Source organism: Moraxella sp. I5G (genome assembly GCF_055193055.1).
The window spans coordinates 15,693-35,839 of record NZ_JBUXLH010000007.1 but is presented as its reverse complement, the minus strand read 5'-3'; the positions used below and the strand labels follow the sequence as shown (position 1 = coordinate 35,839).

The 20,147-nt window shown below is 38.2% G+C and carries 19 protein-coding genes and 1 pseudogene; 8 read left to right on the top strand and 12 right to left on the bottom strand.

From position 1 onward, the window contains the following. The first annotated feature begins 23 nt into the window (after positions 1-23). On the top strand, positions 24-1,691 hold the full coding sequence (locus ACZBKJ_RS05175) for an electron transfer flavoprotein-ubiquinone oxidoreductase (RefSeq protein WP_463199873.1): 1,668 nt from the start codon (positions 24-26) through the stop codon (positions 1,689-1,691). Positions 1,692-1,856: 165 nt separating this feature from the next. Continuing rightward, a complete protein-coding gene (locus tag ACZBKJ_RS05170) occupies positions 1,857-2,507 on the top strand; it encodes a hypothetical protein (protein ID WP_463199871.1) in 651 nt (216 codons plus the stop codon). A gap of 53 nt (positions 2,508-2,560) precedes the next feature. On the opposite strand, the gene ACZBKJ_RS05165 is transcribed toward ACZBKJ_RS05170, so the two are convergent. After that, a complete protein-coding gene (locus ACZBKJ_RS05165) occupies positions 2,561-2,806 on the bottom strand; it encodes a hypothetical protein (RefSeq protein ID WP_463199870.1) in 246 nt (81 codons plus the stop codon). A 168-nt stretch (positions 2,807-2,974) separates the two neighbouring features. Here ACZBKJ_RS05165 and ACZBKJ_RS05160 point away from each other — a divergent pair, with 168 nt between their 5' ends. Further along, on the top strand, positions 2,975-4,657 hold the full coding sequence (locus ACZBKJ_RS05160; protein WP_463199869.1) for an NAD+ synthase: 1,683 nt from the start codon (positions 2,975-2,977) through the stop codon (positions 4,655-4,657). 59 nt (positions 4,658-4,716) lie between these two features. Here the strand turns inward: ACZBKJ_RS05160 and ACZBKJ_RS05155 are convergent, their stop codons facing one another. The 11 genes from ACZBKJ_RS05155 to ruvB form a co-directional block, all read right to left on the bottom strand. After that, positions 4,717-5,061 carry a glycine zipper domain-containing protein gene (locus tag ACZBKJ_RS05155; protein ID WP_463199868.1) on the bottom strand — a complete coding sequence of 115 codons (345 nt, stop codon included), beginning with the start codon at positions 5,059-5,061 and terminating at the stop codon, positions 4,717-4,719. A 36-nt stretch (positions 5,062-5,097) separates the two neighbouring features. Next, a complete protein-coding gene (locus ACZBKJ_RS05150; protein ID WP_463199867.1) occupies positions 5,098-5,388 on the bottom strand; it encodes a YMGG-like glycine zipper-containing protein in 291 nt (96 codons plus the stop codon). Positions 5,389-5,641: 253 nt separating this feature from the next. Beyond that, positions 5,642-6,571 (bottom strand): electron transfer flavoprotein subunit alpha/FixB family protein, encoded by a 930-nt coding sequence (locus ACZBKJ_RS05145; protein WP_463199866.1) that lies wholly within the window; start codon positions 6,569-6,571, stop codon positions 5,642-5,644. A gap of 28 nt (positions 6,572-6,599) precedes the next feature. After that, a complete protein-coding gene (locus ACZBKJ_RS05140) occupies positions 6,600-7,349 on the bottom strand; it encodes an electron transfer flavoprotein subunit beta/FixA family protein (protein ID WP_463199864.1) in 750 nt (249 codons plus the stop codon). Between the two features lie 161 nt (positions 7,350-7,510). Then, the gene (locus ACZBKJ_RS05135; protein ID WP_463199863.1) at positions 7,511-7,726 is read right to left on the bottom strand and encodes a cold-shock protein; all 216 of its coding nucleotides are present in this window, start codon (positions 7,724-7,726) and stop codon (positions 7,511-7,513) included. Between the two features lie 247 nt (positions 7,727-7,973). Continuing rightward, a complete protein-coding gene (locus ACZBKJ_RS05130) occupies positions 7,974-8,420 on the bottom strand; it encodes a hypothetical protein (protein WP_463199862.1) in 447 nt (148 codons plus the stop codon). A gap of 234 nt (positions 8,421-8,654) precedes the next feature. Then, positions 8,655-9,677 carry a ketol-acid reductoisomerase gene (ilvC, locus tag ACZBKJ_RS05125; protein WP_463199861.1) on the bottom strand — a complete coding sequence of 341 codons (1,023 nt, stop codon included), beginning with the start codon at positions 9,675-9,677 and terminating at the stop codon, positions 8,655-8,657. 192 nt (positions 9,678-9,869) lie between these two features. Continuing rightward, complete coding sequence (gene ilvN, locus ACZBKJ_RS05120; RefSeq protein ID WP_463199860.1) at positions 9,870-10,385, bottom strand: acetolactate synthase small subunit; 516 nt, start codon at positions 10,383-10,385, stop codon at positions 9,870-9,872. After that, positions 10,385-12,103 (bottom strand): acetolactate synthase 3 large subunit, encoded by a 1,719-nt coding sequence (locus tag ACZBKJ_RS05115; protein WP_463199954.1) that lies wholly within the window; start codon positions 12,101-12,103, stop codon positions 10,385-10,387. Before ACZBKJ_RS05115 ends, ilvN begins: the two co-directional genes overlap by 1 nt. 369 nt (positions 12,104-12,472) lie before the next feature. Then, the gene (locus tag ACZBKJ_RS05110) at positions 12,473-13,975 is read right to left on the bottom strand and encodes an NAD(P)H-hydrate dehydratase (RefSeq protein WP_463199859.1); all 1,503 of its coding nucleotides are present in this window, start codon (positions 13,973-13,975) and stop codon (positions 12,473-12,475) included. Between the two features lie 56 nt (positions 13,976-14,031). Continuing rightward, entirely contained in the window at positions 14,032-15,036 is a 1,005-nt protein-coding gene (gene ruvB / locus ACZBKJ_RS05105; RefSeq protein WP_463199858.1) for a Holliday junction branch migration DNA helicase RuvB, read from the bottom strand. Positions 15,037-15,292: 256 nt separating this feature from the next. On the opposite strand from ruvB, the gene ACZBKJ_RS05100 reads away from it, so the two are divergent. The 5 genes and pseudogenes from ACZBKJ_RS05100 (at position 15,293) to ACZBKJ_RS05080 (ending at position 20,033) form a co-directional block, all read left to right on the top strand. Beyond that, on the top strand, positions 15,293-15,742 hold the full coding sequence (locus tag ACZBKJ_RS05100; protein ID WP_463199857.1) for an MCR_0457 family protein: 450 nt from the start codon (positions 15,293-15,295) through the stop codon (positions 15,740-15,742). A 140-nt stretch (positions 15,743-15,882) separates the two neighbouring features. Continuing rightward, positions 15,883-17,055, top strand: a complete 1,173-nt coding sequence (locus tag ACZBKJ_RS05095; RefSeq protein WP_463199856.1) for a D-alanyl-D-alanine carboxypeptidase family protein — start codon at positions 15,883-15,885, stop codon at positions 17,053-17,055. 142 nt (positions 17,056-17,197) lie between these two features. Beyond that, positions 17,198-18,205: a porphobilinogen synthase gene (hemB, locus tag ACZBKJ_RS05090; RefSeq protein WP_463199855.1), complete on the top strand. Its 1,008-nt coding sequence runs from the start codon at positions 17,198-17,200 to the stop codon at positions 18,203-18,205. Next, a pseudogene (locus ACZBKJ_RS05085) lies at positions 18,192-18,979 on the top strand (nucleotidyltransferase domain-containing protein). The gene hemB and the pseudogene ACZBKJ_RS05085 overlap by 14 nt, the downstream one beginning before the upstream one ends. Further along, positions 18,969-20,033, top strand: coding sequence for a nucleotidyltransferase domain-containing protein (locus ACZBKJ_RS05080; RefSeq protein WP_463199854.1), 1,065 nt, complete (start codon positions 18,969-18,971; stop codon positions 20,031-20,033). The pseudogene ACZBKJ_RS05085 and the gene ACZBKJ_RS05080 overlap by 11 nt, the downstream one beginning before the upstream one ends. The last annotated feature ends 114 nt before the right edge of the window (positions 20,034-20,147 follow it).

Below are 20,147 nucleotides of genomic sequence, written 5' to 3'. Positions count from 1 at the left end.
TTAGCCAATATTGGTGGATAATCATGCAAATTACACGTGAGTCTATGGAATTTGATGTGGTGGTAGTTGGTGGTGGTGTCGCTGGCTTATCAGCAGCCATTCGTCTAAAACAACTTGCCATAGATGCAGGGCTTGATGAATTTATGGTATGTGTCCTGGAAAAAGGCTCAGAATTTGGCGCTCATATCCTATCAGGTGCAATTATGGAAACTCGTGCGCTTGACGAACTAATTCCAGACTGGCAACAAAAAGGAGCACCCATCACCGTCAAAGCCAAAGAAGACCGCGTCTATATGTTACCCAATGAAAAAAGAGCTGTTAAATTTCCAAGCTCTGTTGTGCCAAGCAGCATGCACAACGAAGGTAATTATATTGTCTCTTTAGGCAATGTGGTTCGGTGGCTTGCAAAACAAGCTGAAGAAATGGACATTATGATGTTTGCAGGTTTTGCTGCCAGTGAAATTTTATACAATGATGATGGTTCGGTAGCGGGCGTACGTACCGGCGATATGGGGCTAGATGCTAATGGCAATCCCAAGGCAGGTTTTGAACCGGGCTATGATTTATTTGCTAAATATACCATTTTTGCTGAAGGCTGTCGTGGTCATTTAGGTAAGCGTCTTATCAGTCGTTTTAATCTAGATAAAGACAAAGACCCTCAACACTATGGAATTGGCTTAAAAGAACTTTGGGAAATTGACCCAGATAAACATGAAGAAGGCGTCATCATGCACGGCACCGGTTATCCACTTAATGACACGGGGGCAACAGGTGGATGGTTTTTATACTTTGCCGAAAACAATCAAGTTAGTTTTGGGTTGATTATAGATTTGGCATATGAAAACCCTTATTTATCAACGTTTGATGAACTTCAGCGTCTTAAATTACACCCTCTAATTCGTTCAATTTTAGAAGGCGGCAAACGCCTATCCTATGGAGCGCGTGCGTTAGTCAAAGGCGGTTTAAACAGTCTACCTAAACTAAGTTTTGCAGGGGGTGTTTTAGTTGGTGATGATGCAGGATTTTTAAACGCTGCTAAAATTAAAGGAACACATACCGCCATGAAATCTGGCATGCTGGCCGCCGAAAGTGTCTTTTTGGCAATTAAAGACGGTCGCAGCCATGATGACGTTAGTGAATATCAAAGTGCCTTTGAAAATTCATGGTTGTTTGATGATATGCATCAAGCACGCAATTTTACATCATCAATACACCGTTTGGGGACTTGGCTTGGTGGTTCATTTACCTTTGTAGAACAAAATCTATTGGGCGGAAAAATGCCTTTAACCATTCATGATAATACGCCCGATTTTTGTCATATGGACAAGGCAGCGCATGCCTACAAACCTGATTATCCCAAAGCAGATGGTAAGCTGATTTTTGACAAACTCTCAAGTGTGTTTATCTCCAACACCAACCATGCTGAAAATCAGCCTAGCCACATTCACCTAACCGATGATAGCGTCCCGGTTACTCGCAACTTACCTCTATACGATGAACCTGCACAGCGCTACTGTCCCGCAGGCGTCTATGAGATTGTTATGGATAAAGACGCTCCACATGGTGCAATATCCGTCATTAACGCCCAAAACTGCATTCACTGCAAAACTTGTGACATTAAAGACCCTAGCCAAAATATTACTTGGGTTGCCCCTGAAGGTGGTGGCGGACCCAATTACCCAAATATGTAATAATGGCTCTGATACAAACCAGTCTTTGGGCTGGTTTTTTATTGTTTTTTTAATAAGTTTACAAAAAAAACAAAGATTGTTTAGCTGTTGTTTACATTGTCCTTTGATATGGTATAGACTAAACTTTTATTTGAATGTTTTATCATTGATACAAGGAGAAAGGAAATGATAAAATCAGTATTGGCAGTGGCTTTGATTGTCATTAGTATGCCAGTAATGGCAAAGAGTGTGGACTGGACGCCTTATTTAAAGGGAATGCAAAATGAGTGTGATTTGAAAAGTATTAATGCAAACAGTGTAATAGGACTTTCAAAAGTTGATATCAGACAGTTTAAAAAATCAAATATGCCCAAAGCTCTCCAGCCTAGTGTTGCTAGCTATAAAGTAGTTGGGGAAGGGGTTGATATTCGTCTAAAAAATGCAGTGGCATTTGGTCAGCCCATTTATCGAATTGCTGAACGGGATGAGGGCTGGTCAAACGAATTTGTTGTTTATTTTAGTAATGCTAATTTTACAAAAATCAAACCTCAGTTTACCATGACAATTAACAATCAGAAATATCCAGTAGGCACTGAAAAATCCTGGTTTTTTACCATAAAATACAATGACGATACTGAAGAATTAACCTATGTTTATCGAAATACAAACATGACATCCGCCCAAACTCAAAAAGTTCTTAAAAAAATAAACAATGACGAAACTGGTGATTATGATGATGGGCTTGCACTGGTTAATAAAGACGGCTGGTCTTATAACAGTCCGTTGGGCGGTAGCGGACTAAGATTTGACACAAAAACTAAAAGTATTTCCTGCTAGTCTTGATCAGAGTAATACCTTAAACACAAAAAACGGCTATATAGCCGTTTTTATCAATGATTTTCTTGTTCAAACGCTTTTTTATGCTCGTCATTACAAAAAAAATATTCACTTTCCCCTTGTTTTTCTAGAATGCCCCGATAAGTTGCCAATGTATGTCCGCAATAACTGCATTTTCTAATGCTGGTATCATCACCCTCTTTGGGTAAAAAATTAGCGGGTGGTTTTGGATACATATATTTAAATAAAACTTTCATTACCAGTAAAATAATAATAATATTTAATAAAAAAGCTGCCATAAATACACCGAAAAATCCATAAATTTAACCACATACTATATCACAAAGCCCATCAATATTGTGATATACTGTCCGATTGGCGCTGCCATACTAATTGTTTTAGGATGACAATTAGCAATGATGTAATACTTTGAAATTTTTATCTTTTTTATATTTAGGATAACTAAAATGTCAAAAACCAAAACCAGTACAGTTTTTAATGAAATTCCTACAAAAGATGGTAAATTAACCATCGCTTTAATGCAGACAAATTTTTGGGTAGGAGATGTTGCAGGAAATGTGCGCAAAATGCGTGCGCTTACTCAAGATGCGAAAGTACGTGGGGCTGATATTGTTATTTTCCCCGAATTGTCTTTAATTGGTTGCCCGCCAGAAGATTTATTACTTCGACCAACTTTAAATGAACGTATCAAAGAAGCTTTACACGACCTCGCTCTGATTGATGATATCGTAATCATTTTAGGCTATCCACATGTTGACCAATCAGGCACCTTTAACTCGGTTGCCATTTTACATAATGGCAGTCAAAAAGGGTTTTATCATAAACAAAAACTTGCTAATTATGGCATTTTTGATGAACGACGCTACTTTAATGAGGGGCACAATCAAGTTTTATTTGATTTAAAAGGCACTACCATTGGGCTTTTGATTGGCGAAGATTTATGGCAAGACAAACCTATTGAAAATCTTAAAAATTCAGGGGCAGAATTAATTATTAGTCTACACGCCTGCCCATTTGAGATTGGCATTCAATCCAAGCGTAAACAGCTACTAGACAAACAAGCTAAAAAACACCATCTACCCATTGTTTATATTAATACCGCTGGCGCCCAAGACGACATCGTATTTGATGGCGGTTCTTTGGTTGTACAAGCTGATGGTAGCATTGCCCATGAAGGCAGTCGCTTTGTTAATCAGCTTATTATGGCAAATTTTGACATTACAAGTAAAACATTTGACACTCAAATTAAAGCCCCTCTTGATTTATCAGAAGAGTCAGAAATGTATCAAGCACTGGTTGTGGGGCTACGTGATTACGTTAATCGTTCTGGATTTAAAGGGGTGATTTTGGGGTTATCAGGCGGTATTGATAGCGCTTTGACTTTATGCATCGCCGTAGATGCCTTGGGCGCTGATAAAGTGTATGCGGTAATGATGCCTTATGAATACACCTCTAACATCAGCTTAGAAGATGCCGCCGCTCAAGCCTCTCGCCTAAACGTTTCTTATACTGTATGCCCAATTCATGATGCGGTAAATGGTTTTCATTCAGCTTTGTCTGGTATTTTAGATAAAGATGGCGGGGACGCGACCACCGAAAACTTACAAGCGCGGGCTCGTGGTACAATTCTGATGGCGCTGTCTAATAAATTTGGTCATATGGTCATCTCTACAGGTAATAAATCGGAAAATGCAGTTGGCTATTCAACACTATACGGAGATATGGTTGGCGGGTTTAATGTTTTAAAAGACATTTATAAAACCGATGTTTACAGACTTGCTAATTATCGCAACCGTCTAGAAGACATTCCTGTTATCCCAGAGCGTGTTATTACTCGCGCACCTTCTGCCGAACTTCGCCCTAATCAAAAAGATGCTGATAGCTTACCTGATTACGCAGTACTTGATGCGATTTTAAAAATGTATATTGATGAAGATTTGGGCTATAAAGCCATTTGCGCTGCTGGTTTTGAACCTGCGTTGGTGGAAAAAGTATTGGCAATGACTGATAAAGCTGAACACAAACGTCGTCAAGGTGCAATTGGTACAAAAATTACTCAAAAATCCTTTGGCAGAGACCGTCGCTATCCACTGGTTAATGGTTGGGCGATTAAGGGTTATGAATTGTAATTTACACCATAAGATAAGCAAAACGCCATTTATAACAAATGGCGTTTTTAATTAATCAATCAATCGTCATAATCGTAGTAATCATCATAATCATCATAATCATCGTAATCTTGATAACGATTATCGCCATAATGATAATCATAGTCGCGCTGCCCCTGATAATCTTTGACTCGGCGTTCATTTTCCTGACGTTTTTTATGTTTGTCGTACTGATGTCCTGCCAGTCCGCCCAGTGCCGCTCCGCCAACGGTTGCAGCTTTATCACCACCACCAACCACATAACCTGTCGCTGCTCCAACCATCGCCCCAGTTGCCATACGGCGTTCTTGGGTGTCCATTGTACCACACGCTGACAACGTGCAAGCCAATGTTAAAGCGGTCATTGTTTTTAGCCAAGTTTTCATAATATAATCCTTCAAACCAACCTTATATACATCAAATTATTTGCGATAACCATAACCATAATGATCAAAATCACCACGTCTCCTGCGCTCGCGATCCCTTTGCATATCTTGACGCTGCTGATGCTTATCGTATTGATGACCTGCCAATCCGCCCAGTGCTGCTCCACCAATGGTTGCAGTTTTATCGCCATCACTAATGACATATCCAGTTGCTGCTCCAACCATAGCCCCGGTTGCCATACGGCGTTCTTGGGTATCCATTGTAGTACAAGCTGAAACTGCCAATACAATCACTGCAACTGTAACTGCTTTTAAATAATTTTTCATCACTATCTCCTATTTTTAAGGGGTGTTAAAAGAGAGAGTTGTTAAACTATAACTACCTTTTAGTATAATAATTTTATTAATTAAATCAAGGAAATGGACAAAACATCAACAAAAATGTAATTTCATTACAACTGTTTGAATGCACGAAATAAATCTTCAAATTTTGAAATATTTTGTAACATTTTAATGAATTATCCAGAAAAAACGCATCCAATCCAAAGATGCGTTTTTATTTTAAAAAAAAGAGAAAACATTAAAGTTTTGCAGTTAATTCAGGTAAAGCTTCAAATAAGTCTGCCTGTAAAAAGTAATCTGCCACTTGAACAATAGGTGCTTCTGGGTCAGTGTTAATAGCCACAATAACTTTAGAGTCTTTCATGCCTGCTAAATGCTGAATCGCCCCAGAAATACCCGCAGCAATGTATAATTCGGGAGCAACGATTTTTCCTGTTTGCCCAACCTGCATATCGTTTGGCACAAAACCTGCGTCTACTGCTGCTCGCGATGCTCCTACTGCTGCTGATAATTTATCTGCCAATGGGTTAATATATTGAGCGAAATTTTCAGCACTTGCTAATGCTCTACCGCCAGAAACCACAACGCGAGCAGAGGTTAATTCAGGACGTTCTGATTGTCCAAGCTCTTCAGCAACAAAACGCGATTTATCTGTGTTTTCACCAATCTCAACTGACTCAATTGTAGCAGAGCCTTCTAAAGCTGCTTGTTCAAATGCAGTAGTACGTACACTCAATAAGATTTTTTCCTCATCAATCTCAATGGTGGCAAACGCGTTACCAGCATAAATTGGACGTACAAATGTATTAGCATTAACAACGAAAACAACATCCGACGCCATATTAACATCAAGTAAAGCAGCAACTCGTGGCAAAATATTTTTGCCTGTGGTGGTTGCTGCTGTGATGATATGGCTATAATCTTTGGCAAAATCAACAAGTACAGGTGCAACATTTTCAGCAAGCTGATGGGTGAAAGCAGCATTATTTACCAAAATCACCTTGCTCACGCCAGAGATTTTTGCAGCAACTTGCGCTACTTCATCTGCCTGAAATCCTGCAACCAACACATGGACGTCAGCGCCAATTTGGGTAGCAGCAGTGACCGCGGATAATGTAGCAGATTTTAGTTCTTTATTATTGTGTTCAGCATAGACTAAGATGGTCATAATTTATCCTTTATAATTTTGCTATTCATCAAATAACTTTGGCTTCATTTTTAAGTTTATCAAGCAATTCATCAACACTATTAACCGTTACACCCGCTTTACGTTCTGTAGGTTCGGCAATTTTTACAGTTTTGATTTTTGAACTCATATCAACACCAAAATCTTCAGGAGTTTTGACATCTATGGGTTTTTTCTTGGCAGCCATAATGTTTGGTAATTTTAAAAATCTTGGCGAATTTAAACGCAAATCAGCCGTTACTACCGCAGGTAGTGGCAATTCCAAAATTTGCAATCCACCATCAATTTCGCGAGTAACGTTAATTTTACTGCCATTTGCTACAACCTCAGATGCAAATGTACCCTGCCCAACACCCATCAAAGCAGCCAACATTTGTCCTGTTTGGTTATTATCATCATCAATTGCTTGTTTGCCAAGCAGTACCAACTGAGCATTTTCAGCTTCAGCAATGTTTTTTAGAATTTTTGCCACCTGTAAAGGATAGGCTTTATCTTCTGTTTTTACCAAAATCCCTCTATCTGCACCAAGCGCTAACGCTGAACGCAATTGCTCTTGTGAAGCCTCTGTACCAATGGTAACTGCAATCACTTCACTAGCAGCGCCTTTTTCTTTTAAACGAACGGCTTCTTCAACAGCAATTTCACAAAAAGGGTTAATACTCATTTTGGCATTGGCGGTATCAATACCTGACCCATCCGATTTAATACGCACTTTGACATTGTGATCAACCACGCGTTTGACAGCAACTAAAATCTTCATAACTTCTCCGTGATTTGGTTTGAAAACTCGTCAAAATATATCATATTTACCTAATTTTCTAAAGGGGCAAATGCAGTTTTATCAAGATGTTTGACTGTGCCGTCTAATAAAATTGGCACAAAAAAACACCGCCGAAGCAGTGTTTTTATGATGCAGAAAGATTAAGAGATTACTTCAATCTCTTCAGCTTGTGGACCTTTTTTGCCATCAGTTAACACAAAAGCAACTTTTTGACCTTCTTTTAAACTCTTAAAGCCTGAACCAACAATGGCGCTATAATGAGCAAAAACATCTTGACCGCCATTTTCTTGAGCGATAAAGCCGAAACCTTTGGGGTCATTAAACCACTTTACTGTGCCTTGAACTTTGTTTGACATGAGTACATACCTATAAAAAACTAGGAAAAAAACGGAAAAACCGACTGTGATGTTGCCAAAACATGCAAAACCAACTACAAAAAACGCCATGCGTCCTAAAATGACATTCGCCCGCAAGTTTTATCAAGTTGTTTTACTCAAATTTTAATTGCACAATTAAAATAATAGTGTAAATCAACTGGTGCAAAATACCTTACCCTTAAGTATAGCAAAGTTTTAAAAAAGAAAAAACATTTTTTTACAATTTTTAACTAATTGTTAAATTAATCAAAGGATACGATTCATAAGCCATCACACAAACACACAAAAGTGTAAACGTTAAAGCAAAAGATTTACTATAAATCAAATACTTATTTGGAATAACAAAATCATCAATATTGGTGGGCAAATCCTCTTCTTTTAATAATTGTGAACTGTATATCAAACCACCCACACGATAAATAATATAGACCACAGGTATGCTAATGGCATAACGACCGAAATCTAAAAAATACAATGCTGCCATTGAAATAAAAATCCACAGTGAACAAACGATACTCATAAATTGAAAAAATCCACCATTTAACGATTTGCCCTGTTTTTTCATAATCAAATCGGCTCGTATCCAAGTAAAAATCGCCACTATCAAACTAAACAGCACATATAGAAGCGACCAACCGCCAAATAAACCGAAGAATTCAGACAAATTTAACATAGTTATCAATGTTTACTTAAATTATTTAAAACAAATGGTTATTTTAACCCAAAAATCATCTAGAAGGATATTTTTATCCTAACTGAATCATAATTTCTTTTAGCAACTCTTGTTTTTGTAATAGAAATGGGATGTTTTAGCTAAATTGTTTGATAAATTTCAAATAATTAAAAAACAACCACATAAAAATGCGGTTGTTTTTATTAAGATAACAAATTATCAAGATAACCCAAATTAGTTTTTGGTTTTGTCAATAATTTTATTACCGCCAATCCAAGGCATCATCGCGCGTAGTTTTGCCCCAGTTTTTTCAATTTCATGGTCAGCAGTTTGACGACGACGAGCAGTCATAGACGGATAATTAGCCATACCTTCAGCGATGAACATTTTAGCGTATTCACCGGATTGAATGCGTTTTAGAGCGTTACGCATGGCTTCACGAGATTTGTCATTAATCACCTCAAGACCTGTTACATATTCGCCATATTCTGCATTGTTGCTGATGGAGTAATTCATATCAGCAATACCACCTTCATACATCAAATCAACAATCAGTTTTAGTTCGTGTAAGCATTCAAAATATGCCATTTCTGGAGCATAGCCAGCCTCCACCAAAGTTTCAAAGCCCATTTTGACCAGTTCAACCGCACCGCCACAAAGAACGGCTTGTTCTCCAAATAGGTCAGTTTCAGTTTCATCTTTAAAGGTTGTTTCAATAATGCCAGAACGACCGCCACCAACGCCAGCTGCATAAGACAACGCCAATTGTTTGGCTGTGCCAGATGCATCGCGCCACACAGCGATTAAATCGGGAATACCGCCGCCTTTAACAAATTCAGAACGCACGGTGTGTCCGGGAGCTTTTGGCGCAACCATAATCACATCAAGATCGCTGCGTGGCTCAACTTGATTGTAATGGATGGCAAAACCATGGGCAAAAGCAAGTGTTGCGCCTTGTTTGATGTTCGGCTCAATCACGTCTTTATAAAGCTGACGCTGAAATTCATCGGGCGTCAAAATCATCACCACGTCTGCACCAGCCACTGCATCGGCAGTTTCAGCAACTTTTAGACCAGCATTTTCTGCTTTTTTCCAAGACGTAGAACCTGAACGCAAACCAACGGTAACATCAACGCCGCTATCTTTTAAATTTAGGGCGTGAGCATGACCCTGTGAGCCATAGCCAATAATGGCAACTTTTTTACCCTGAATCAATGATAAATCACAATCTTTATCATAATACACATTTAAACTCATAAAGTTTTCCTTTAAAAATTACCCAAAATGGGTGTGGGGTTAAAATTAAAATAATATCAATAAATTGCAAATTATGATTTTTGCGTTGCTTATTAATCATGCCTTAAATAGGTTTAAAATATTTTTATATGGATTTGTTGCAATTGGTGATTTATCAATTGAACAAACCCATCATATAGTTATCAACCCAATTTATAAGCTTAGCGTCTTTTCGCCGCGAGCAATGCCAATGACTCCACTGCGCACTACTTCTAGGATTTTATCGCGTCCAATCACTTCAATAAAACCGTCCAATTTTCCTGCATCACCCGTAATCAAAATAGTGTACAAACTGCTGGCGACATCCACAATCTGAGCTCGAAAGATGTTTGCTGTACGATAGACTTCTTCACGGTTTGAGCCTGTGGCACGTACTTTAATCAGCATAAGTTCTCTTTCAATTTGACCGCCTTGGGTCACCTCAGATAAATTTTGCACCTTGACCACTTCAATGAGCTTGTGCAACTGTTTGGTGATTTGCTCAATCTTATCATCCGTGGTAATGGTAGTTAGGGTAAGTCGTGAAATAGTCGGGTCTTCAGTTGTAGCTACGTTTAAACTATCAATATTGTAACCGCGCTGGCTAAATAAACCTACCACACGAGATAATGAACCTGCTTCATTTTCCATCAACACAGAAATCAAATGTTTTTTAGTTTGTGCTGGCATTAGGTACGCTCCCCTTTTGATAGCCACATATCGCGCATGGATTGCCCTGCAACCTGCATTGGATAAACGTGTTCAGTTCTATCAACATAAACATCAATAAACACCAGACCATCCATTTCAAGAGCAGCTTTTAATTCAGCTTCCATGGTTGCAGAATTGGTGATTTTTACGCCTTTATGTCCATAACTCTCGGCAAGTTTTACAAAATCTGGCAACGACTTCATATAAGACTGAGCATGACGAGCCTCATACAACATATCTTGCCACTGTTTTACCATTCCAAGTTGGGCATTGTTTAAATTTAAAATTTTGACAGGCAAATTGTACTGCAAACAGGTAGAAAGTTCTTGGATATTCATCTGAATTGAACCTTCACCCGTGATGCATACCACAGTTTTTTCAGGAAATGCTAATTTTGCCGCCATAGCATAAGGCAAACCCACGCCCATTGTGCCTAAGCCACCAGAATTGAGCCATTGTCGTGGCGAATCGTATTTGTAATACAAAGCGGCAAACATCTGATGCTGACCAACATCCGAAGTAATGATGGCTTTACCATTTGTTAATTTATATAAGGTTTCCACAACACGCTGGGGTTTGATGGTGTGTAATTCGCCATCCCCGTCTTGGTCATAGCAAAGCCCATGACGTTTACGCCATTCGTTAATTTGCCCCCACCAATCTGATAAAGCATGCTCATCCAAACGTTTTTGACTGCTTTGTAAAATAGCAAGCATTTCCATTAAAACGGGTTTGACATCACCAACAATTGGAATGTGAGCATTGATGGTTTTTGAGATACTAGCTGGGTCAACATCAATGTGAATGATGGTAGCGTTAGGACAGAATTTTTTAACGTTGTTGGTAACGCGGTCATCAAATCTTGCCCCTACCGCCAAAATAACATCACTGTGGTGCATGGTCATATTTGCTTCATAAGCACCATGCATCCCTAACATGCCCACAAACTGTGAATCAGACCCCGCAAAACAGCCAAGCCCCATCAATGTATTGGTAACGGGAAGATTCAACAATTTAGCAAGTTGGGTTAGCTCATTACTGGCATTGCCTAAAACTACCCCACCGCCTGCGTAAATGACTGGTCGTTTGGCAGACAGTAGTGTTTCAACCGCTTTTTTAATTTGTCCACTATGACCTTTTAACGTAGGCTGATAAGAGCGAATATTTACCGAATCTGGCATATGATAAGCAAACTTATCAGCAGGATTGGTCATATCTTTAGGAATATCAACCACTACAGGACCTGGTCTGCCCGACGATGCTACAAAAAAGGCTTTTTTAATGATTGTTGGAATTTCTTTGGGATCTCTGACTTGAAAGCTGTGTTTTACAATAGGGCGAGAAATGCCAATCATATCACATTCTTGAAACGCGTCATCACCAATTAGTCCTGATGGCACCTGACCTGCCAATACCACCATGGGAATGGAATCCATAAAGGCAGTCGCAATGGCGGTTACGGTGTTGGTAGCACCCGGTCCAGACGTTGCTAGCACCACGCCAGTTTTTCCTGTAACACGGCTATACGCATCTGCCATATGACCTGCAGCTTGCTCATGGCGAACTAAGATATGTTCAATTTTATCTTGTTTAAATAGCGCATCATAAATGTGCAAAACAGCACCGCCTGGGTAACCAAAAATATATTCAACCCCTTCATCAACTAGGGCTTGAACAAGTAAATCACCACCGGACATATGCACGGTCTCACCATTTTTTAAGGCGATTTGGTTGGCGTGAAACTGACTAAATACATCTTTTTGGGAGCTATGTCCCTGATTTTGGGCTGGTTGCTCTGTCATACCTATTTCCTTAATTTACCCAAAAAGGCAAACATACCTAAAAAATTAGCAAAATAGGCTTAACAAAACAAGAAAGGAGAAGCAAAGTTCTGATGTCTTGCTGGCTGATAAGCCTAAATGCAATGTCAAATACCGCAATACAAAGGATAATTTATACTAAGTAATTTGACAAACGCAGTATCTGATAAATAACTACGCTGACCGAAAAACAATGCTATCTTACCTTAAAATAAACCATTTGCCAAGAAGATTTCCCCAAATTTTTCAGCTAAATTTTTGATTGAGTATTTTGGTGATTGCTTTTGGCATTTGCACCGCTTCTAAGCCAATTTTGGTTTTATTAGCTAAATAATCGCCTGCCAGTGCATGAATGCTAATCATGTCCAACAGGCTTAATTGTGGCTGAGATAATTTTAATCCACCAATTAAACCTGCCAAAACATCACCCATGCCCGCTGTTGCCATGGCTGGATTGCCAAAGGCGCAAACGCCAATTTCACCCTTGTCGCATACCAAAGAGCCAGCGCCTTTTAGCACCCAAGTACCGCCAAATTTTTGAGATAATGCCTGCAGACTAAAAAGTCTATCTTGATTGATTGTTGGTGTTTTAGTATTTAGTAACCTTGCCGCTTCGCCATCATGAGGGGTTAAAATGATAAAATCTGGCAATTTTTGAGGATGTTTTGCTAAAAAATACAACGCATCGGCATCAAAAATAACGGTCTTTAGAGAGTAGCTTTGATAAATCATGGTAATCATACTTTGATAAACCTGCTTTGACCATGTATCGCGTCCAAGCCCCATGCCAAAAACCACTCCATCAATATCTAACAAATAGTCTGCAAAAGACTGCCTATCAAAAATATCATTCATGTCTTTAACCATCACATTTGGACTGTGCGCCAAGATAGCACTATGGTGATTTTTATGACACATCACCGTAACCTTGCCTACACCGCAAGCCATCGCTGTCACGCCTGCCATCAGTGCTGCACCACCCATATTTTGATGACCTCCAATGATTAAAAGATGACCAAAATCACCTTTATGAGCATGATTTGCCCTTGGAACAATATCAGGATAACACGTATCTATAGTAGCAATGCTGGTCAATTGCTCATCTTTTGGAATCAAAGGAATTAAAACCGTTTTTCCTGCGTAGGTTTTACCCTGACCTATGAGCAGCCCAAGCTTTAATCCCATCGCACACAATGTAAAATCTGCATGAATACATATTGGCATTGGGACTGCAGTATCAGGATGTAAACCACTAGGAATGTCTATAGCGATTTTTATGCCTGATTGTTGGTTAAAATTTTGAATAACTTGCTGATAAGTATCATCTAATGGTTGATTTAAACCATTACCAAACAATGCATCAATATGGACGTCAAAACCATCATTAACTGTATTATTTTGAATTGGCACACCAAGTTTTTCAGCAAAAGCCCGAGCGGTTTGACAATCTTGGCTTTTAGCGTCAAATGGTGCATAAATTTTCACCCAATGATTTTGTTGTTTTAAATAACTGGCTATCAAATAACCATCGCCGCCATTATTGCCCACACCACACCACACAAGTATTTTAGGGTTGGATAATTGTTGATGATTGATAAAATTAGTAATTTTTTCACTCATCATCATTGCTGCTTGCTGCATCAGTCCAAACGATGAATTTCCCGCCGAAAACCAACGACTTTCCCACATTTTGATTTGCTCGGCGGTATAAATTGGATATTTTTTAGGGGCATGATATAAAGTATGCATGATGGGTCTCCTTTGATTTTGGATTATTTTTCAATATTTGCAATACAACCTATTTTTTAGAGCAAAAAATAACCCGATTCTATTAAAACTTGGTGAGCTTTATCCAATAAAATCCGACCTTTGGGTGTTCTTTGGATATAACCTTGCTGAATCAGATATGGCTCAATCACATCCTCTAACGTGCCTTTGTCTTCTGCCATCGCTGCCGCTATTGCTTCTACACCAGCAGGTCTGTTAAAAAAACGTTCTTTTAACATAAATAAATAACGTCTATCCAAATCATCCAGCCCCTGCTTATCAACTGATAACATATCTAATGCAAGGCTTGCCATTTGGTCAGTAATGATACCATCGCCTTTGACTTCAGCATAATCACGCACTCGTCGCAAAAGGCGATTGGCAATGCGTGGCGTGCCACGACTTCGATGAGCAACCTCTTTGGCACCCTCTTGTTTTATGATGACGTTCATTAATTTTGATGAACGTTGAATAATGGTGGTCAAATCTTGAACATTATAAAACTCCAATCTTTGGATAATTCCAAAGCGGTCACGCAGTGGCGATGTCAAAAGTCCTGCCCGAGTTGTTGCTGCAACCAATGTAAATGGTGGTAAATCCAATTTGATAGAACGCGCGCCAACGCCTTCACCAATCATAATATCCAGCTGAAAATCTTCCATAGCGGGATACAAAATCTCCTCAATAGCTGGACTTAGTCGGTGGATTTCATCAATAAATAAGACATCATTTTCTTCTAAATTTGTCAGCAGCGCCGCCAAATCACCCGCCCGTTCTAAAACAGGTCCTGATGTCGCTTTTAAATTTGCACCCATTTCATTAGCGATAATATTGGCAAGAGTAGTTTTACCAAGTCCGGGCGGTCCAAAAATCAGTGTATGGTCTAAAGATTCGTAACGTTTTTTAGCAGCTTTAATAAAAACCTTCATCTGTTCACATACTTTTGGCTGCCCAATGTACTCGGATAAAAACTGGGGGCGAATAGCTCGGTCAAAAGCATCCTCTTTTTTGGTATTAGGGTCAATTAAGCGATTTTGCGTCATAACGTAACTAAATGATAATTTACAAGTTCGTCATTATAAAAAATTTTGGGTTTTTTGTCTTTGTGTTGGATTAAATTTAACAAATTATTTTAATGTTAATCAAATTTATCCAGATAAACCACTTTGATTAAATATTGCTATTGTGTTACTAATCGCTTGTTTTGACTACAGTATTTCTACATTTTTTTATTATTTATCAGGGATTTTTTTTGGATAAAGCAGTATGATACGTTCATTCTGTTGTATGAGGTTATTTATGATAAGTACTAAACAAATTTTATCCATTTTTTCTACAAAATGGGCAGATTTCAGCCATAAAGCTAGCAAACTTTTTGGGGTAGGTATGATTTTTGCTTATATACTCAGCAGCACCGCTTCTGCCCAAAATCCAAACTTACGTATGCCAGAAAAAATTCCAGCCAGTAAAACCAATCACTATATGCTTGCCTTAGTGCAAAATCTATCTGAAATTTGTCCGCCAATGCTCAACGCCAAACAAAAACAACAATTCAATGAAGCTTATCAAAATCAATTAAAAATCTTTATGCCAGACGTATCCGACCCAAAAGAAACATTGCGCTACCTAAATACTCAAAATGACTATAAAGAAGTCTTACAGGGAGTGCGTGCGTGGACAGCTAGTTTTCCACCAAGTGAAAATAAAGAATTGTGTCAAGAGTTTGCCCAAGCCTCGATTACCTTTTAACATTGGCGCAAAATTTGCATAAAATTTAACCTTAATTTGTACAAAATTTGTATAAATTATTTTAACTTCTGAAGTTTTTTGTTATAGTTTCCACTTTTTTCTCCTGCTTATTTTTTGGCTTATTTTTTTGGTTTATGGTTATGATGTTTGTAAAAAAACCTTTATTGTTGAGTTTATTTGTATTAGGTAATGCTTGCTTGACAAACAACGTCTGGGCAGATAATGATAATGGCATTAATCCACCCATGCAAGATAACGCAGCATACATTCTTATGGATTATGATACAGGAACAATTTTGGCTCAGCATAATGCTGACACACCATTACCGCCTGCTTCTTTAACCAAAATGATGACAAGCTATTTATTAGAACAACGTTTATCATCTGGTGAAATATCAGAAGATACGCCCATTAAAGTGGATGAAAACGCATGGTGTCGTGGCTCAAGCAGCGAATCATGTATGTACGTTCCTTTAAATGAATCAGCCAAAGCCATTGATATGTTGCGTGGAATTATTATTCAGTCTGGCAATGATGCATCAAAAGCTGTTGCTCAGCATATCGCTGGATCTGAATCGGCTTTTGCTGCTTTGATGAACGATGAAGCTGCCAAATTGGGCATGACCAACACCAAATTTGAAAACGCTACTGGTATGCCATCCGCCAATCATCGCGCCAGTGCTAAAGATTTAGCAATATTATCACGAGCAATCATCAAAAATAGTGGGCAGTATTATAAAATTTATAGTGAAAAAGAATTCACCTACAATAACATCAAGCAAGAAAATCGTAATGCCTTGTTATTTAGCGATTCAACCGTAGACGGCTTAAAAACTGGTCATACAGGTGAGTCTGGATTCTCTTTGGCAGCATCCAGCCAAAAAGATAATATGCGTCTAATTGCGGTGGTTATGGGTGCTAAAAGCATGAAGGCGCGCGCCGATGAAACACGAGAATTACTTAATTTTGGATTTGGGCATTTTCATAACATCGTTGTTGCTCCAAAAGGTCAATCAGCAGGCGATGCCACTGTTCGATATGGTGAGCACAAAACCGTTAAAACAGAAGTTGCTGAAAACCTAAAAGTTCTTGCCATCAAAACCCAAAAACCCAATATTTCTGCCGTCATTCGCCTTAATGACAACATCACCGCTCCCATCAAAAAAGGGCAAGAATTAGGGCAAGCTTTGGCAGTGATTGATGGTAAAACTATTACTAGTGTGCCTATCATTGCTACCGAAGACGTGGCTGAAGCAGGTTTTGTCAGTCGTATGTGGGAAGGTTTAGTTGATTGGGTAAAAGGATTTTTTTAATCCATTTTACCTTTATACAAATAAAACACTTATAAAAGCTGGTTATGAATAATAATCGGCTTTTATTTTGGTATTTTTTAAGATAATTTTTTGATATGATAATGATTGTCAATTCTTTAAAATGATTAAACGGAAAAAAATTATGAACTATACTTTTAATCGCACCTATCCTGCCACTCGCTTACGCCGACTTAGAGTATCAGACAGCATTCGTGATATGGTTGCTGAAACCCATCTAAAACCTTGTCATCTGATTGCGCCTGTATTTGTACTTGATGGTAAAAACCGCAAAGAAAGCATTGCAAGTATGCCTGATGTTTGGCGACTTTCCATTGATTTGCTGATTGATTATGCCAAAGAATTATCTAAGGTTGGGGTCAACATGGTGGATATTTTTCCTGTCATTCAGCCCAATCTTAAAACACCAACTGGTGAAGAGGCTTACCGTCTAAATACGTTAGCCTGTCAAGCAGTGAGCGCCTTAAAGGATGCGCTGCCTGATATGATTGTCATGACCGATGTTGCTCTTGACCCTTACACCACACACGGTCAAGATGGCATTATTGACGAAACAGGTTATGTCATAAATGACGTTACCACTGAAGCTCTCATCAAACAAACCCTTGCTCACGCCAAAGCAGGAGCTGATATTATTTCACCAAGCGACATGATGGATGGTCGCATTGGTGCGATGCGAAACGCCTTGGAAAATAACGGCTTTGTGAATACCGCTATCATGGCCTATTCTGCTAAATACGCATCGGCTTATTACGGTCCATTTCGTGATGCGGTTGGTAGCAGCGGCAATTTAAAAGGGCATAAAAAACAATATCAAATGAACCCTGCCAACCGTGCTGAAGCATTGCACGAAGTAGCTTTGGATATTAATGAAGGGGCGGATATGGTCATGGTAAAACCAGGTCAGCCCTACTTGGATGTGGTGCGTGAAGTCAAAGACGCGTTTGGTATACCAACGTTTGCCTATCAAGTATCAGGTGAATACGCCATGCATAAAGCGGCTATTAATAATGGTTGGCTTAGTCAAGAAGTGATTTTAGAGAGTTTATTAGGTTTTCGCCGGGCAGGTTGTGATGGAATCTTAAGTTATTTTGCTTTAGAAGCAGGAAAAATGCTCAATGATTTACACTGAAGATAAGACCGTAACCAGAAAAATTAACAGCACCATTGACTATATCTGTCAAACCAAAGAAATCCACTGCCAGCTTGCCATAGAAAGTGGCAGTTGGGCATGGGGATTTTTATCACAAGACAGCGATTTTGACGTGCGATTGATTTATTGCCATAATAGTGATTATTATTTATCCATTTTTGAGCAAAAAGGCACATTTGAATTTATTGACAATCAACTATTTGATGTGCCTTTTGATATTGGTGGCTGGGATATTAAAAAAGCCTTAAATTTGATGTATAAATCCAATGTGGTTATTTTTGAATGGTTAAATTCACCAATTATTTATCAAAGTAATGATAAATTGATAAAGAATTTACATGAAATACAAAACGATTATTTTAATCCTAAAGCTGTATTTTATCATTATCAAGGCATGGCAAGAAATGCAAATTCAGCATTGGATTTAACACAGCCCATCAAACTTAAAAATGGTTTTATCTTTTAAGAGCCTTGCTTGCCTGCAACTGGGTGATGCAAAAACAATGCATGCCACCTGTATCCATCACTCCAATGTTTGATTTGCTTAAACCACCAATTACCAAAGAAATCCAAGAGCTGATTATCTTAAAAGCTAATCAGGATGAAAGCTATACTCATACTTTATCAGCACGTCTTCAACAATTTATTTATGATTTATACAATAGCATCAGTCCTGATAACTTATCAGATAGACCTAAAAGCAGCATAGAATCATTAAACCAAATTTTCAAACAAGCAATTTATGACCATTGATGATTTAAAATCCCAAAATTTAATCTTGTTAGAGTGCATTTCCGGCAGTCGTGCCTATGGGCTGGATACACCGGATTCAGATTTAGACATTAAGGGCGTTTTTTATTTACCAAAATCACATTATTATCGCCTTCCAAGTACTTATATCCCGCAAATTAACAATGAAACTAATGATATTGTCTACTATGAAATTGGGCGTTTTATTGAACTTCTTTTGAAAAATAATCCCAGCATTATGGAATTATTAAATACACCAAAAGATAAAATCATTTATAAGCATCCCATCATGGATGTAATCGACCCTAAAGATTTTATTAGTAAATTATGCCAAAAAACTTTTTTAGGATTTGCTGCAAATCAAATCAAAAAATCACATGGTTTAAATAAAAGAATAGTCAATCCTATGGATAAAACCAAAAAAAGTGTTTTGGATTTTTGTTATATATTGAAAAATGGAAACACCATATTATTAAATACTTGGTTAAATCAAAATCAGCTCACTCAAAATCAACTTGGGCTTGCTCAAATCAATCATGTTGCACAACTGTACGCTGTTTATATTGATAAAGAAAATCGGTATCAATTTTCTGGAGTTGTTCAAAAATCAACCGCCAACAATCTAAGTTTAAGTAGCATTCCTAAAAATCTACCCATCAGTTCTTATCTATATTTTAATCAAATTGGCTATAGCAAATACTGTCAAGACTATCACGATTATTGGCAATGGGTAAAAAATCATAATAATCAACGCTATCAAACCACCTTAAAGCACGACCAACCCTATGATACCAAAAATATGATGCACAATTTGCGCCTGCTACATATGGCAAAAGAAATTGCCACTGACGGTCAAATCAGAGTCAAAAGACCCAATAAAGATGAACTTTTATTAATAAAATCAGGTCATTATCAATATGAAGAGCTCATTTTAATGGTGGATAACTTACAAAAAGATATTAACGATGCGTTTAGTAGAAGTGATTTGCCAGAGATGCCAAATGCTCATAATGCTATGAACGCACTCAAAAAAATTCGCTTGGCACTTTATGGCTAATTTGATATGTTTTAAAAAATGTTTTAAAAAAATACAATTGGCTGGCGATAAATCATTGTACAAATTATTACCTCAAAATAAGTCTAACCCTTTATTTTGCCGTTTACCTTGTCA